Genomic DNA, 16,260 nt, shown 5'->3' with positions numbered 1-16,260 from the left:
TAGTTCAAACCCCTCGCATTGCGAGGTGTTTGCTCACTCAAAAAACTGACAGGCTACTTCCGAAGAAGTATCCTATTTCATTATTTCTTGTGAACATTTGATATTTTAAGTTAGACGTCAATCCGAAGATTGACGCTGCACTTGCATCAAATGCCCACACTTATCGACTGTTAATTGTTAAAGAACGGTATTCGGTACTGCTTATTTACTACTTTCGCGCTATCGACAAAGCGTTGTGTTTGTCAGCTGCGAAGAAGGAAGAGTATGAAGCGTTTTCAGCATTTCGTCAACCTTCTTTTTCACCCTGCTTTACTCGGCATTTGCATGCGTCGTTCAGCGAGGGGGCGAATTATAGCCAAGGTGCGGCGGCTCCGCAAGCGCCATTTTCGGGCACTTATGGCAAGACGAACGATTTCACCAAGGTCAGCTCGCCGGCGGCCCGCATCGGCACCTGGAAGCTCTGCAGCTTTTCACGCGGCGTGCCTTCGTTGGTGATGATCGATATGCGGGCGACAGTCAGCATGGCGGTGTTCTCGCCGCTGCCGTAGTAATTGACATAGGCGTGATAGTTGCCCTTCAGCGGCGCCGCGCTGGAAAAGATTTCCGGGCCATAGCCGGTGGTCACGTCCACATCCAGCGCGCCGCCATCTTTCAATACGCGATTGCCGTACCACGCGTGGCCACCGTCCGGCGTGACCACATGCAGATCAAGATCGGTGCCGGCGCTGTCCCACGACAGCACAATACGCAAACGCGCCTGCGTCTTGCCCTGGTAGCTGTCGACAAACTGGGCGCGCGCGCGGCTCCTGCCATCCGGAGAACGCACTTCCACGCTGTTCGAGCCGCTGCCGAATCCATAGGGACGGCCGTAGCTGCCGTCCTCGCCCACCTCCATCGGCATCGCCACGCCATTGACCACCAGCGTGGCGGGCTTGCCCTTGACGGCGCCCGCGATACGTCCCCGCATCTGCGCCGTTTCGGCCTGGCCAGGCTGCAGGTTGACCGACGCGGCGGGGTAATTGACCGCTTGCGTATAGTCCTCGCGCGCGCCGGCCGAATTGCGCCAGCCGCCCTTCGGTGCATCGATGGTGACCTGGGCCTGCGCCCAGAGTGGCAATAGCATCAGGGGAATCGAGCAACGGATATAAAAACTCACAGGGCCTCCAGGTTAAGGTCGACGAGCCGGCGGGCCAGCCGCTCGACATATTCTTCGTCCTGGCCGCGCGGATGGCGGCGCAGGCCAAGGTGTAAATATTCATGGGCCAAGGTGATGCGGTCTTCGCGCGTGGCCAGCGGGCGCATGAAGATGCGGTTGCGCGACTGTTCCGAATACGGCGCGCCGCTGGACAGGGCACAGACCAGCGGCGCTTGTGGCGGCGCCTCGTAGCCGGCCTCGCGCAGCAGCACGCGCTGCCAGCGCGGCACGGACCGCGCCAGCCAATCCTCGTTCTGCGCCAGGCGACGGCAACGCGCGCCGGTGTTGCCAAAGGTGCTCAGCGCGCCGCCGGGATAGGCCGCCGCCAGCAATTCATCATAGTACTTGCCCTGTTTGGCCTGCCGCACCGCCTCGCTCCACGCCATGGTCCCCTCGGACGCCTGATTACTGTGATAGCGCACGGTGACGCCATCGACGATCAGCTGATCGGTCCAGCGCGCAATCGCCAGCGCCGCCGGCGTGGCGGGGCTGGGGCTGACGCGCTGGGTCGCGCTGCTGTCGGCGATCTGCTGGCAGCCCGCCACGCTCACCGCGTTCTGCTGCAAATACGTGCGTGCGGCAATCGCCAGCGCCTTGGCCGCTTCCGGCTCGCCAGCATTCGCTTCACGATCAAGCACCCGCGCCACATATTCATTGACGCCGAAGCGGCCGCGCAATTGCGGGCGGCCGCCCTTCTCTTGTACCAGCATCAGCTCGCCGGTGCTGCGCAAGGCGAGGTTCTGGCCATTCTCGAACTGCACATGGTAGCGGCCATTCAGCGGCCCAGGTACGGCCACGCCACGCTCGCCGCGCACGGCGCGAATCGGATAACGCTTGAAGTAATCGACCACCACGCAGCCGCCATCGTCGGCCGCGCCAACTTTCGGCAAACTGGCGGCCAGCCTGGGCGCCCACTGTGCGAAGACATTGCTGCTGCCGCCCGCGCCGCCAAACCAGATCGGCGTGCCATCGGCCAGCCAGCCGGCTGCGCCGCCGATACGCTCGTCTGCCCGGCGCTGCTCGTGCCAGGAATACGTCTTTACGCGCAACTGGCTGCCGAACCAGCGCGCCGTGCCGGCCCCGCGTCCGTCGAGCACCACGCGCAGCAGTGCTGCCTCGGCGTCCACGCGGCTGGCGGCCGGGATGCAGTCCAGCGCGCGCAGCAGGCTATCCAGGCGCACCATGCGCGCCGGCGCCAGCTGGGCGGGATCCGCCAGCCAGGCGAAGTCCCCTGCGGGCGCCGCGCCCAGGCGGCCGGTCCAGTATTGGCGCCATGAGGCCGGCGCGATCATCAAACGCTTGGGCGAGAAAAATGGGCCGCAGGACTGCGCCAGCGCCGCGTCGTGGTCGATGCTCTGCCCCGCATCGCAGCAATACACTTCTTCCGGATCGCGGCCGCCGCAGCGGTAATCCGGCATCGCCACCTTGTTATCCGTCGCGTAGACATACACGAACAGCTTCCACAGGCTGGCCAGCGGCACTTGCCGCGCGCCGTCAAACGGCGGCGGCGCCGCGCCACCCTGGCGCAACTGCCGCACTTCCGTCTTGCCATCGCGCCGCCAGGCCACATCCAGGGATGCAGACCAAGCGGGCGCGGCCAACAACAGAGTCGCCATCAATACAGGACGCACCACGCGCATCACTCGACCTTCAGCGCGCGCGTGCTCTTACCGCCGCCCTCGAACGCTTTCTGCTCCGGCTGGTACATGCGGTAAAAGCGCGCCGGCGGCAGAACGTAACTGCCCTTTTGCGCGAAGCGCAGCAAATGGCGCACCGTCACGTCGCCGGCCAAAGGCTCGATCGGCACGGCATAGCCGTCGCGGCGCTCCGTGTGGCGCGCGCGTTCCAGCGCGGCCGGCTTGTCGCCCGCCATGACCATGCCCCAGGTGGTCGATTCGACCATGGCGCCCGGCGGCAGCGCCACTTCCAGCAGACCAAAACGATGCTTCGCGCCCGGCGCCGCTTTCAAGGTGATTTCATCGAGATACAGCGCATCCGTGCTGAGCGTTTCACCCGCCTTGACCAGTTCCGTCGTGTAGCCGCCCTTGCCCGCCTTCATGCGCAAGATGCGACGTTCGACGGTGACCGGCAAGCTCTGCGTTTCGGCGGCATGGCTGTCGTACTGCACCACGGCCACCGTGGCGGCCGGTGCCGGAGCCGATGCGGCGAGACGCAATTTATCGGGAACACTCCTGGCGTCCGTCCAGCGCCAGAGCGGCTGGCCGCTGCGGCTGTCGCGTTTTTGCCAGGCGCCGTCCAGCGCCACGGCCGGCCCCTTGCCGAACGATGCGCCGCCCAGCTTCTTTTGCACCCACAGCAAGGTCATTGCGCGGTCCAGGGTCGGCATCTCGGCGCGCACGCTGGCCAGTACCGCATCGGCCTGCGATGGCGGCACTTCGCCAGCCAGCATCAGCAAGGCCTGCGCCACCGGCGCCTTGGACTCACGCAAGACTTGCCAGGCGCTGGCCACTTGCAGCTGCAGCGAATGCGGCAAGTCGATGCCATTCTGGCTGGCGACCAGCGCCACCAGGCCAAGGCTCATCGCTTGCGCTTCACGGTCAGAGGCTCCGCCCAGCAGCAGGCTGCCGCTGTCGCCCGCCAGGCGCGGCTTGCCACCCAGGACGGCGATCGCGCTGTCGTCCACCAGGCCGGCAGCCAGTGTCTGCGTGGGCAAGCCCATCTCGCGCGCCATCCACAGCACCAGCGCGCGGTCGCCCATCGCGTCCTTCAAGCCATGTTCGCTGTAGACGGCCAGCAGCTTGTTCCAGTGCTCGGGCGGCAGCTCGATGCGCAGCGCGCGCGCCGCGTACCAGTCCGCGTAATAGGCGTAGGCCGTCATCAAGGCATTGCCGGCCGTGGCGTTGCCCCACCAGCCGAAGACGGCGTTCGGACCGGCCATGGAGACCAGGCGCAGGCGCTGCGCCGTGAGCAGCGTTTGCAGGCGTTCGCTTGCCGCGCCGGCGTCCGGCCCCAGGCTTTGCGTGGCCAGCGCGAGCGGAATCAGGCGGCTCGCCGTCTGCTCCACGCAGCCATACGGATAGTCGATCAGGTCGTCGGCGATGCGCGCGAACTGGCTGGCCGCGCCCTGCGCGAACGAGACGCGGATATTGCGCGCGTCCGCCGGCAGCTTGAGCGCGAGTTCACTCGTGGCGCCATCGAGCGGCAGCACCAGCGAACGCGGACTGCTCCAGGCGGCGGGCAAGGTTTGCATGGCCGTGTCGAGCGCGTCGACCAGTTTTCCGTTCTGTTTTACTTCCAGGCGCAGCGGTCCGGCCCCTGGCGCAAGCGGGAATTCGACATAGTTCACACCCGGCTTGGCGGACAGTTTTTCCGTCTTCGGCTGCGCCCCGCCGGAGAGGACAACGTCGAGCGCCTGCTCCTTGCCAGTCTGGTTGAACACGGCCACCGAGACGCGCGGCGCATCGCCGGCACGCATCCAGTCCGGCGCGGTCCACTTGGCATAGAAGTTCTTGTCCGAACGCAGATAGGCGGTGCGCTGGCCGACCCGCCCCTGCTCATCCATCGCGCGGCCGGTGATCCTCCAGCGGGTCAGCGCGTCGGGCATGGTGAAACTCACGCGTGCGTTGCCATTCGCGTCGGTCTTCAGCGATGGCGCCCAGTAGGCGGTATCGATATTGTCGCGGCGCGGACGCTCGAGCACCTTGACGCCACGCTCGTTGTAGTTGTGGCGCGCGGGCGCACCGGCAGTGCGCCCCTGCGCCATGTCGTAGCTGATGAAGGACAGGCTGGCCGTGGTGCGCACGTTGTTGCGGCGCGGATGGTAGAAGAAGTCGCCGATGTCCGGCGCGATTTCCGGCTGCAGCACATAGATCATTTCATCGACCACGCCCAGCGCCACCAGGGTGCTCAGGGGCTTGCCATCGAGGGTCGCCTTGACGTCCAGGGTCACCTTCTCGCCGGGCTGGTAGACCTCCTTGTCGCTCTTGAACTGCAGCGCGATGCGTGGCTCGATCACTTGCAGGCCGGCGTTCTCGAACACGAAGTCGCCATTGCGCGTGTAGGCCACCGAGAACGTCATGTTCGGGCCGTGCTCCTCCTTGACGGGAATGCGCACGCGCCACTGCCGCGGCGCCACGCGCTTCGCCTGGTACCAATCAGCGGCGCCGGCCATCAAGCCATAGTGTTCCACCTTGTCGCGCTCGAGCGTCAACAGCGCCTGGTCGACCTTGTCGGAAAAGGTGATCAAGGCCTCGGCGATGTCACCCGGACGATAGCGGGCGCGATCGAGCACGATCTCGATGCTGCCCGGCGTCGTCTGCACGCCATCGCCGGCGACCCAGTGGCTGGCGGCGGCCAGCAGGTTGCCGCGTTCGTCGCGCAGCGCCAGCTGATACGAGCCGGAGGCCGGGAATGTCACGTCCCAGCCCTTGGCGTTTGGATCGAACGCGCCCTCGGTCTTGCTCTGTTTTTCCAGCTGCACCATCTCCCAGCGCACGGGCTTCGCCGCGCCCTGGCCATCAGCCAGCATGTCGAAATGCACGGCCTGGCCCGGATCGGAAAACTGGCGCGTGGCCTTCAACTGGTAGCTGCTGCTCGAGCGTTCTATCATCAGCTCGCGCGTCGCCTTGACGCGGTAGGCCGCGCCATCGGTCGCCAGCACGGTCAAGATGTAGCGCGAGGGATCGGCGGCCGGCGGCAAGGTGAAGTCCACATTGCCGCTGCCGTCGCTCGTCACTTCCTCGGTCTTCAAGGCCACCGGGAACAGGCCGCTGTAACGCAGCTCACCTTCGACCATGGTGTTTTGCTGGCTGCGCAGCGACAGGGTCATCTTCGCGTTTTTCACCGGTTTGCCATCCGGGTAGCGCAGCGCGATGCTGCCCTTGAGCGCCTCGCCCGTCTTGAATTCCGGTTTCGATGGCTGGACGTTGATTTCGAAGTGCGGCTTGATGTATTCGGCCACGCGGAAGGCCGCGCCATACACGCCATCCTTGTAGTTGAAGCGCAGTTCATAGCCGCCGGCGGTAGCTTCCGTGGGCAGGCGGAAGCGCGTGTCGGCGCCCGTGTCGCCGGACAGCTGCAGCGTTTGCGTCAGCAGCGGCGTGCCGTTCGGATTGAGCACGGTCAAGCTCAGCGGTGCAGCAGCCGCCGCCTGCGATGCGCGCGCGGAGGTAAATTCGCGGCCCAGGAACTTGACGTTGACCTCATCGCCGGGCCGGTACAGGGGCCGGTCGGTCACCGCATAAATCTTGGTGTTATAGATCTCGCTGTCATAGTAAAAATTCTCGGACACGAACACGCCGCCGGTGCTGTCCTGGCCCAGCACATACGTGTGTTCCGGGCTGCCGCGCTCGAGCGACGCGACGCCGTCTGCACCGGTGACCGCCGACTGCAGCACGCCGGTGCCGTCGGTCCACGCCACGCTGGCGCCAGCCGCGGCGGCGCTGTTGTCGCGCCGCGCCGTCCAGACCAGCATCTGGCCGGACGATACCTTGGTGACGGCCACCGTGTCGGACACGAACACCAGGGTGGTGGCGCGGTGCTCGCCGATGATCGCTTCGACCAAGTACAAGCCCGGCTTGCGCTTGCCCAGCGGGATCATCACATTGCCGGCGCCGGCAACGATGAAATCGCTGCTCGATCCATCGAGCTTGACGCCCTTCGGCGGTGCGATGGCCTTGGCTTGCCAGATCGGATAGCGGAAGCTGTCGACCAGCTCCATGCCCTTGATCGGTTTGTACTGCGGATGGTTGGCGAACACGGTCGGCCGGCGGATCGCGTCATTCGTGGCCAGCTGCGGCTGTTCCTTCGTTACCGCGCGGCGCGCCTCGCCGGAAAACAGCTTGCGCCAGGCCAGGCGCGACTGCTTCCACCAGCTATCCCACAGAAAGCTCAAGGTATTGGCCAGGCCTTCGCCCTGGTAATTGCCCTCGACCTGGATGCGGTGCAGATTGCGCTGTTTTTTCAGGAATTCCATCGGTTCGGGCACGCGGTAGACGACAATGTCGGCGCCCGAATACGCTTCCAGGTTCATGCGTCCCATGTCGCGGCCGGGCACCTCGAGCCGCACGCGCGACTCGTCGCTGCTGCCGTAGCTGGCGTCCGACAACAGGAAAAATGGCTCGCCCTTGAAGGTGCTGTAGTTACTAGACTCTTTGCTGGGCTCGCGTTGCTGCGCGGAGGCACTGCCCAGCATGAGCAGCGCCAGCAGGCTGGCAAATAACAGCTTCATGAGAAAAATCGGCTTCATGACAGGAACGCCAGCCGGAACACACCGGCGAAATTCGGATTGTTGACCACAGGTTGCCACCGCGTGTCCTTCCAGCTCGTAAGTTCTTTGATATCGACGGTCCGCAGACCATTGTCGTCGGGGGTGACGGTGCCGGTGTGGTAGGCGATGCGCGCCCCCATCCAGACCATCAGGTGCTGTTCGTCGCCCTGGTCAAAAAACAGCAGGTCGCCGGGCAGCGCCTGGCTGATTTCGCGGGCGATGAAACGGCTGTTGTGCTGCACCAGCGCCAGCGCCGTGACGAAGTGGCCGACCTTGCCGCCCGTTTGCACCCAGCGGTTGCGCAAGGCGGCCTGACTGGTATCCAGGTCCAGCTCGGGCGGCAGACGCCGGTCGCTGGCGATGCCATTCGCATGCAGCCACTTCGCGTCATGCACGGTGAGCGCTTCGTTGACGGCAAAGCGCACCAGTCCGGCGCAATCGCGGTGCGTCCAGCGCGGCGACGGCCCCCGTTCGATCTGCGCATTGACGATGCGCAGCATCCAGGCCTGGAAAGCGCGGCTCTGGCCCTGCGACAGCCGCACTTGCGGTTCGGCTGCCGCGCGCAGGGCCCAGGCATGGGGGATGGCAACAGCGGCAGCCCCGCCAGCCATCCAGCGCAAAACGGCACGGCGCGCACGCCACACCGTCATCGCGCAGTCTCCTGCCATTCCAGCGTTTCCCACACCAGGCCTGTGCCGCTGCTTGACTGCCGCTTGAGCACCATGCGCAGCGGCGGATATTTTTTCAAGGCGTTCAGGCGCGGCACCAGGTGTTCGTTGGCGGCCGCGCGCAAGACCGGCTCGTTATTCGCCGGCAGGGTATCGAAGGCTTCCAGCTGGATCAGCCGGGCCAGCGATGCCGGCGCGATCAGGCCGATGGTGCGCGCGCCATCGGGCAGCAGGTCACTGGCCGCCGGCGCCTGCTTGCGGCGCACGGCCAGCACCTGGTCGACCAGCTTGCCGTCGGCGGAAAAGACAACGGTATTGCCGGCCACGGCCAGCGCCGGCGTGGACTGGCCCAGGGCTGTGGCGACGCTGCGCTCCCATCGCACGAACGCACCTTTAGCATCTTTGCCGGTAGTCTTGCGCACGGGGTCCTTGCCGCCGATGGCCGCCTCGAACAGGCTTCCGTATAAAGCGTCATCACCGGCCTGCGCACTGCGCGTGGCAACAAAAACCGGCGTATGCAGCCGTGAAGTGCCATACCAGCAAGCGGCGGCAGGCCCTTGCAAGTGCTGGGCCAGCGGAACCACCGGCTCGGAGGTCTTGCTTCCCAGACGCTTGAGCACGGGCTGCAGCGCGGTCCAGTCCACCGGCACGCTGAAACAGGCACTGGGACTATGGGGCAGCAGCGGCCACAAGGCGCTGCTGTCGTACCCACCGTTTTTCAATTTGTCGGCATTGAGCAGCACCTTGGACTGCCATGCGCCCTTGCTGAAATCGAAGCGCAGCGCTTCGAGCGCGCCGAAGAAAGGCTGATAGCCGAACGACAGGAAGTCGGCCTTGACGGCGAGGCTGTGGCCCTCGGGTGCGGCGCTGTCGAGATGGAACTGCGCATGAAAGACGTTCTGTTTGGCCGGCTCTGGCGCCAGCAGGCTGGCCACGGTTTTCTCGGCCGTGCCATCGCCATCCTTGCCGTCGCTGCCGCCATACAGCATGCCGGGATGCGACAGGATGACCAGACGCTGGCCATGCGCGGCAAACAGCAAGGTGCGCTGGTAAGCGTAATTGAGCGCATACACCGGTACTTGGCCGCCATCGACGCGCAAGCTGCCGGCCACGCGCATTTGCGTATCCTTCAAGGCGATCTTGCCCGCTTCCTCGAGCAGGCGTGTCAACTGGTTGCGCGACACGGCGATGGCAAAATGCTTGAGCGAGCCATCGGCGTCGCGCCACAAGGCCACTTCCGCCGGCTGGTCCAGCACCATGCGCAGCAACTGGTCGCCCCATCCCAGCTCATGTTCGTAGGCGATGCGGCGCAAGCTGCCCTTGAGCCCCAGCCGGTCTTCGCTTTGTTCGTAATAAAACAGGAAATCTTCGCGCAGCACGTCGCGCGCCAGCGGCACCGTCAGCAGGTCGCGCGGCAAGGTCGACAGACTTTTCGTCCGGACCAGCGCATCGGGCCGCGACAAATCGAGCTTCAGGCCGTTGACCGGCCCCATCGCGCCCCAGCCGAAGACCCGGTAGCCGACCAGCGCGGCGGCCACCAGCGCCACCCCGGCAAGCGCCCCGACCAGGAGTTTTTTATTGCGTACTTTTTTCACCAGCACCTTGTATCCCTTTTAGCCTGCCACGGCATTGACAAGTTAGTAATTATTGACAAATGGTAACATGGCATTTGTGGCCGCAGCGCACCGGTGACGCGACAGCGTAAAATAGCGGTTTCGCCGTTTCAATCGCCTCTCATGACCATCCTGCTCTCCACCCTGAACGCCCGCTACACCCACGCCTCGCTGGGATTGCGCTATTTACTGGCCAATATGGGGCCGTTGCAGGCGCAGACGCGATTGCAGGAATTCGTCATCGGCACGAAAACCACGGAACTGGTCGAGCGCATCCTGACGAACAAACCGCGCATCATCGGTTTTGGCGTGTATATATGGAACGTCGAGGAAACCACGAAACTGGTGGCCATGCTCAAGCGTGTGGCGCCCGAAGTCATCATCGTGCTGGGCGGGCCGGAAGTGTCGCATGAAGCGGGCGAGCAAGAGATCGTCAAGCTGGCCGATTACCTGATCACGGGCTGGGGCGACGTCACCTTCCCCAAGCTGTGCGGCGAGATCCTCAACGGGCCAAAGCCGCTGATGAAGATCCACGCGGGCGTGCAAGCCCCGCTGGCGGAACTGCAGCTGCCCTACTCGCTGTATACAGATGACGATATCCGCCACCGCACCATTTACGTGGAAGCGTCGCGTGGCTGTCCGTTCAAGTGCGAATTCTGCCTGTCGGCGCTGGACAAGACGGCCTGGCCCTTCGCGCTGGAGAACTTCCTGGCCGAGATGGAGTCCTTGCATGCGCGCGGTGCCCGCCTGTTCAAGTTCGTCGACCGCACCTTCAATCTGAACATCAAGACCAGCCTGAAGATCATGCAATTCTTTCTGGACAAGATCGAAGCCAATCCGGACGATCCCATCTACGCCCACTTCGAGCTGGTGCCCGACCACTTGCCCGACGCCCTGAAAGAAGGCATCAGCAAGTTCCCGCCCGGCGCGCTGCAGTTCGAGATCGGCATCCAGAGTTTCAATCCGGACGTGCAATCGCTGGTGAGCCGCAAGCAGGACAATCAAAAGGCGGCCGACAACATCCGCTGGCTGTGCGAGGAATCGAACGCCCACCTGCACGTGGACTTGATCGCCGGCTTGCCGGGCGAGGATGAGGCGAGCTTTGCGGCCGGTTTCAACAAGCTGGTGGCGTTGAAACCGCATGAAATCCAGTTCGGCATCCTGAAGCGCCTGCGCGGCACGCCCATCATCCGCCACACGGAAAACTATGGCATGGTGTTCGACCCGCACCCGCCCTACACCATCCTGGCCAATAAACAGCTTGATTTCATGAGCATGCAGCGCCTCGTGCGCTTCGCCCGCTACTGGGACCTGGTCGCCAACTCGGGCCGCTTTGCCAATACGGTGCAATGGATGCTGGGTGATGCGCCATTTGAAAACTTCATGGATTTTTCGAACTGGCTGTACGCCCACACGGACGCCACCCACCGCATCGCCATGGAACGCCTTGCCAAGCTGGTAGCGCAATGGCTGCAGACGCGTGGCATGAGCGCGGTCGAGGCCAATGCGCTGCTGGCCAGCGACTATGCGGGCGGCGCGCAGGCGGCCGGGCATGCCAAACCAAGCGAAGTGACTACTAGCAGCGCCAAGGTGCGCCCGGACGTCGCCCTGCCGCAGCGGCAGGCGCGCCACCTGGCGTCCTGACATGCCGGCGATTGAACAGCGGTGGCGGTCTGCGCCATTCTCCCTTAAACTGGCATGATGCCGACTGTACAATCGCCGAAACTGACCCTCTCCCAGACCAGCTCCCAACAGGGAGCCCTTGTCACTGCCAGCGGCACTTGGCAAGTGCACGCGCTGGCGCACGACAATGCCATCAAGGCCATCGACGCCCAGCTCAAGCCCTTGCAGGATGACACGAAGGTGCAATGGGATCTGTCGCAGATCGAGAGCATGGACCATATCGGCGCCCAGCTGTTCTGGAATGCCTGGGGCAAGCAGCGCCCCGCGCAGCTGACCCTGGCGCCGACGCAGGAAGAGTTTTTCCGGCGCATCGAAGAAACGGGGCCGTTGACAACGCCGCCCTCGCGCGCCAACCGCCTCACGCCCGTGATGAAACTGGGCATGGCTATCCTGCTGTTTTTCCAGCATTTGAAGGGGTTTATTGCCCTGGTAGGCCAGGTGACGCAGGATATCGGCCGCTTCGCGCGCCATCCGATGCGCGGGCCATGGCGTGAAATTTCCGCCAATATCTTCCATGCGGGCTTCCAGGCGCTGGGCATCACGGCCCTCGTCGGCTTTCTGATCGGCGTGGTGCTGTCCTACCTGTCGGCGCAGCAGCTGCGCGCCTTTGGCGGCGACATCTACCTGGTCAACCTGCTGGGCATGAGCGTCATCCGCGAACTGGGGCCCTTGTTAGCCGCCATTCTCGTGGCCGGGCGCTCGGGTTCATCCATTACGGCGCAGCTGGGCGTCATGCGCGTCACGGAAGAGCTAGACGCCATGCTGGTGATGGGCATCTCGCACGGTTTCCGCCTCATCATGCCGAAAGTGCTGGCCCTGGCCATTTCCATGCCCCTGCTCGTCATCTGGACGGATACGGCCGCGCTGATCGGCGGCATGGTGGCGGCCAAGGTGGAACTGAATCTGTCGGCGCGCTACTTCATCCAGAAGCTGCCGGACGCCGTACCGCTGGCCAACTACATGATCGGCCTGGGCAAGGGCGTGATTTTCGGCATGCTGATCGCTCTCGTCTCCTGCCACTTCGGCCTGCGCATCAAGGCCAACACGGAAAGCCTGGGGCACGGCACCACCACCGCCGTCGTCACGGCCATCACCGTCGTGATCCTGGCAGACGCCGTGTTCGCCATCGTCTTCAATGGAGTGGGCTACTGATGGCGGACAACACCGATATCACCTGCAAGGCGAGCGAGGGCAACGAAGGCCAGTTCAACCTGCATGGCAGCGCGCCTGTCGTGGAAATCACCAATCTGTGGACCAAGTTCGGCCGCACCGTCGTGCACCAGGACTTGAACCTGGAAATCGAGCGGGGCGAAATCCTTTCCATCGTGGGCGGCTCCGGCACGGGCAAGACGGTGCTGCTGCGCCAGATGCTGGGCCTGGAACATCCGGCGCGGGGCTGCGTCAAAGTCTTTGGCGAAGATATCAATCAGGCAAGTTCCGACCAGCTGCAGCAATTGCGCAACCACTGGGGCATGCTGTTCCAGCAAGGCGCGCTGTATTCGGCCCTGACCGTGTTCGACAATGTGGCCCAGCCGATGCGCGAATTGCGCGTGCTGCCCGAGGCGCTGATACACGACGCGGTATTATTGAAGATGAATATGGTGGGCCTGGGCCCGGAACATGCGCTGAAAATGCCGTCGGACTTGTCGGGCGGCATGATCAAGCGCGTGGCCCTGGCGCGTGCCCTGGCGCTGGAACCGAAGCTGCTGTTCCTCGACGAACCAACGGCGGGCCTGGACCCGGACTTGTCGGAAAGCTTTGTCGCCCTGATCCAGTCGCTGCACCGCGAGCTGGGCTTGACGGTGGTGATGGTCACGCATGACCTCGACACTTTGTTCGCCCTGTCCACACGCATCGCCGTGCTGGCGGAAAAACACGTGATCGCCATCGGCCCCACGCGCGAGGTGATCGAAGTGGACCACCCGTTCATCAAGCAATTTTTCCTCGGCGACCGCGGCAAGCGCGCGCTGGCCGTCCTCGATGAAAAACAGGCGGCGGCGGGCAATGCGGCGCAGCCAGGCGACGACGCCGGCACAGACAAGAAAGCGGAGAAGTAATGGAAAACAGATCACATGCCCTGATGACGGGATTTTTTACACTCACCCTGCTGGTGGCCGCCATTCTGTTCGGCGTCTGGTTCAACCGCGACCGCGTGGAAAGGGTGCCTTACCTGCTCGCCACCACCCTGTCCGTGCCGGGCCTGAACCCGCAGGCGACCGTGCGCTACCGGGGCCTGGAAGTGGGCAAGGTCGACGCCATCGATTTCGACACGCAAAAGGCGGGGCAAATCCTCGTGCACATCAGTGTCGCGCCCGATACCCCCGTCACCAACACTACCTTTGCCACCCTCGGCTACCAGGGCGTGACGGGCATCGCCTACATCCAGCTCGACGATGAACAGGTGGGCTCGAAACTGCTGGGCACCAACAAGGACAAGCCTTCGCTGATCCCCCTGCGCGCCGGCTTGCTCGACCAGCTGGAAAAGCGCGGCAAGCGCATCCTCGACCAGGCCGAGCAGATCACCAACAAAGTGAATAATTTGCTCAGCCCCGACAACCAGGCCGCCATGCTGGGTGCTTTCAATGAAGTGGGCAAGGCGGCCAAGGCCTTCGGCGCCATTCCGCGGCAGCTGGAGCCGACCCTGACGCAATTGCCGCAACTGACGGAACAAACGCGGCAAACCCTGACGGCCGTCAGTACGGCCAGCAAGAACGTGTCGGACCTGACGGCCACGTGGAAAAAACTGGGTAACGATATCCAGGCGCCAGGCGGCGTGCTCGACAAGGTCAATGGCACGGTCGACAGGGTCGGCAACTCGGTGGAAACGGTGGCCAATGGCGTGTCGCTGGAAGTGCTGCCGCAAGTCATCGAGCTGAGCGGCGAGGCGCGCTCCTCGATGCGCGCCCTGAAAACCACCATGAGCACGCTCAATGAACAGCCGCAGAGCATCTTGTTCGGCGCCCCAGACATCCCGCCCGGCCCGGGCGAGCCCGGTTTTTCGGCACCGGGCAAATAAGGAGAACACAGCATGCATATCCCACGCAATATCACCGCGCTGGCCCTGGCCGCCGTATTCCTGCTGGGCGGTTGCGCCAGCCGCGGCCCCGTCCCCACGTTCTACGATTTCGGCCCGGCCGCGCCGCTGGCGGCCACGCAAGCGGCTGCGCCAGCCGTGCCCGTGCTGGTGATCGCCGACGCCAACGGCCCGTCCTGGCTGGACAGCCAGCGCATGTATTACCGCTTGCTGTACGCCGATGCACAGCAATCGCGGCCGTACGCCTACAACCGCTGGAACACCCCGCCGCTGCAACTGCTGAGCCAACGCTTGAAAACCCGCGTGGCGCAGAGCGGCGTGAAAGTGCTGGCGACCACGGACGCGGCCGCCGGCATGCCCCTGCTGCGCATCGATGTCGATGATTTTTCGCAAAATTTCGATACGCAGACGCAAAGCAGCGGCCATGTGTCGCTGCGCGCCTCGGTCTTTCGCGGCCACCGCCTGATCGACCAGAAAACCTTCAGCCGCAGCGGCCCGGCCGGCAGCGCCGATGCGCAAGGGGGCGCGCAGGCGCTGGCGGCGGCATCGGATGCCATCGCCGCCGACCTGCTGGCCTGGCTGGGCACGCTGAACCTGCCGAAAGAGTGACCGCAGCACGATGACCGCCCCCGCAGCTCCCGCCAGCCCGCCAGCGCCACTGCCGCCCGTACGCTCGTCACCCGTGTCGCGCGCGACCCTGCTCGCCTACGTCTTCCTGATCGTGTACGCCAGCTGGTTCCCGTTTACGGGTTGGCACAGCAATGGCTTATCACCGCTGACTTTCCTGGAAAACACGCGCATGCCCCGTTACTGGACGGGCTTTGACGTGGGCATCAACGTCGTCGGCTATATCCCGCTGGGCGCATTGATCGTGTATTCGCTGTTTCCGAGGATCACGGGTTTCTTTGCCGTCATCGTTGCCAGCCTGTGCGGCATGTTTATTTCCGGCAGCATGGAAGCCGTGCAAACCTACCTGCCCAGCCGCGTGTCGTCGAATCTGGACTTTTATACGAATTCGGCCGGCTGCCTTATCGGCTCCATCATCGGTGCCTTGACGGCGCGCAAGCTGCTCGACCATAGCCATCTGTACCGCTTGCGCCAGCGCTGGTTTGTCCAGCACGCCAGCCAGGGCCTGGTGCTGGTGGCATTGTGGCCGCTGGCGCAGATCTATCCGCAAGGCTATCTGTTCGGCCTGGGCCAGCTGCTGCCCATCCTGTCGGACTGGCTGTCACAGCTGACGGGCATGGAGATCGACCTGGCCACGTATCTGCGTCCCGACGTGATATTAACTGTCGAACAATATTGGCTTTCGGAAACCATCATCACGGCTTGCGGCATGACGGGCGCCGTGCTCACCTTGCTGTGCCTGCTGCGCCGCGCCGCGCCCCGCACCGTGCTCATGCTGATCCTCATCGCCGCCGCACTGATCGTGCGCTCGATGGCCAGCGCCCTGCTGTTTTCGCCCGAGAATGCCTTCGTCTGGATCACGCCGGGCGCCCAGGGCGGTTTCCTGATCGGCCTGATCATGCTGGGTGGCCTGGCCTTCGCACCGCACGTGGCGCAGCGCCGCATCGCAGCCGCCACCTTGCTGCTGAGTCTAGTGATGGTGAATACGACGCCGATCAACCCGTACTTCATGTCGACCTTGCAAGGTTGGGTACAAGGCAAGTTCCTCAACTTCAATGGCGCGGCGCAATTCCTCGCCTTGCTGTGGCCCTTCATGGCCCTGTGGTTCCTGTGCCTGCCCTCGCACCGCCTGAACCGGCAGGAGGACGTGCAGCGCCAGCGTCGCGAAGACCACCCATAAGCGTTATCATGACGCATTGATGAATCAGCAG

At 64.1% G+C, this 16,260-nt stretch carries 11 protein-coding genes; 6 read left to right on the top strand and 5 right to left on the bottom strand.

The annotated features are described in order from the left end of the window. Positions 1 to 394: 394 nt before the first annotated feature. The 5 genes from ACQ4WY_RS25410 to ACQ4WY_RS25390 are packed head-to-tail and all read right to left on the bottom strand — an operon-like array spanning position 395 to position 9,687. Positions 395 to 1,123 carry a YfaP family protein gene (locus ACQ4WY_RS25410; protein ID WP_436506459.1) on the bottom strand — a complete coding sequence of 243 codons (729 nt, stop codon included), beginning with the start codon at positions 1,121 to 1,123 and terminating at the stop codon, positions 395 to 397. 29 nt (positions 1,124 to 1,152) lie between these two features. After that, positions 1,153 to 2,829 carry a DUF2300 domain-containing protein gene (locus ACQ4WY_RS25405; RefSeq protein ID WP_436506446.1) on the bottom strand — a complete coding sequence of 559 codons (1,677 nt, stop codon included), beginning with the start codon at positions 2,827 to 2,829 and terminating at the stop codon, positions 1,153 to 1,155. Between the two features lie 5 nt (positions 2,830 to 2,834). Then, positions 2,835 to 7,385, bottom strand: coding sequence for an alpha-2-macroglobulin family protein (locus ACQ4WY_RS25400; protein WP_436506445.1), 4,551 nt, complete (start codon positions 7,383 to 7,385; stop codon positions 2,835 to 2,837). Positions 7,386 to 7,399: 14 nt separating this feature from the next. Next, the gene (locus ACQ4WY_RS25395) at positions 7,400 to 8,074 is read right to left on the bottom strand and encodes a DUF1175 family protein (RefSeq protein ID WP_436506444.1); all 675 of its coding nucleotides are present in this window, start codon (positions 8,072 to 8,074) and stop codon (positions 7,400 to 7,402) included. Then, positions 8,071 to 9,687, bottom strand: coding sequence for a DUF2138 family protein (locus ACQ4WY_RS25390; protein WP_436506443.1), 1,617 nt, complete (start codon positions 9,685 to 9,687; stop codon positions 8,071 to 8,073). Before ACQ4WY_RS25390 ends, ACQ4WY_RS25395 begins: the two co-directional genes overlap by 4 nt. A 141-nt stretch (positions 9,688 to 9,828) precedes the next feature. Between ACQ4WY_RS25390 and ACQ4WY_RS25385 the strand changes: the two genes are divergently transcribed. From ACQ4WY_RS25385 to ACQ4WY_RS25360, 6 genes are read left to right on the top strand one after another with little or no spacing between them, the layout of a single operon-like run. Next, entirely contained in the window at positions 9,829 to 11,349 is a 1,521-nt protein-coding gene (locus ACQ4WY_RS25385) for a B12-binding domain-containing radical SAM protein (RefSeq protein WP_436506442.1), read from the top strand. 57 nt (positions 11,350 to 11,406) lie between these two features. Further along, positions 11,407 to 12,540: an MlaE family ABC transporter permease gene (locus ACQ4WY_RS25380; RefSeq protein WP_436506458.1), complete on the top strand. Its 1,134-nt coding sequence runs from the start codon at positions 11,407 to 11,409 to the stop codon at positions 12,538 to 12,540. After that, a complete protein-coding gene (locus ACQ4WY_RS25375) occupies positions 12,540 to 13,445 on the top strand; it encodes an ABC transporter ATP-binding protein (protein WP_436506440.1) in 906 nt (301 codons plus the stop codon). Before ACQ4WY_RS25380 ends, ACQ4WY_RS25375 begins: the two co-directional genes overlap by 1 nt. Continuing rightward, complete coding sequence (locus ACQ4WY_RS25370; RefSeq protein WP_436506438.1) at positions 13,445 to 14,404, top strand: MlaD family protein; 960 nt, start codon at positions 13,445 to 13,447, stop codon at positions 14,402 to 14,404. The genes ACQ4WY_RS25375 and ACQ4WY_RS25370 overlap by 1 nt, the downstream gene beginning before the upstream one ends. Before the next feature lie 12 nt (positions 14,405 to 14,416). Further along, positions 14,417 to 15,031 (top strand): ABC-type transport auxiliary lipoprotein family protein, encoded by a 615-nt coding sequence (locus tag ACQ4WY_RS25365; protein ID WP_436506436.1) that lies wholly within the window; start codon positions 14,417 to 14,419, stop codon positions 15,029 to 15,031. Between the two features lie 10 nt (positions 15,032 to 15,041). Beyond that, positions 15,042 to 16,229, top strand: coding sequence for a VanZ family protein (locus ACQ4WY_RS25360; RefSeq protein WP_436506435.1), 1,188 nt, complete (start codon positions 15,042 to 15,044; stop codon positions 16,227 to 16,229). Positions 16,230 to 16,260 lie beyond the last annotated feature (31 nt).

The organism is Janthinobacterium salmonicoloratum, assembly GCF_051380845.1.
Taxonomy (GTDB): Bacteria; Pseudomonadota; Gammaproteobacteria; order Burkholderiales; family Burkholderiaceae_D; genus Janthinobacterium; species Janthinobacterium lividum_F.
Note: the sequence above shows the minus strand (reverse complement) of the source record. Positions and strands in the feature narration are given on the sequence as shown.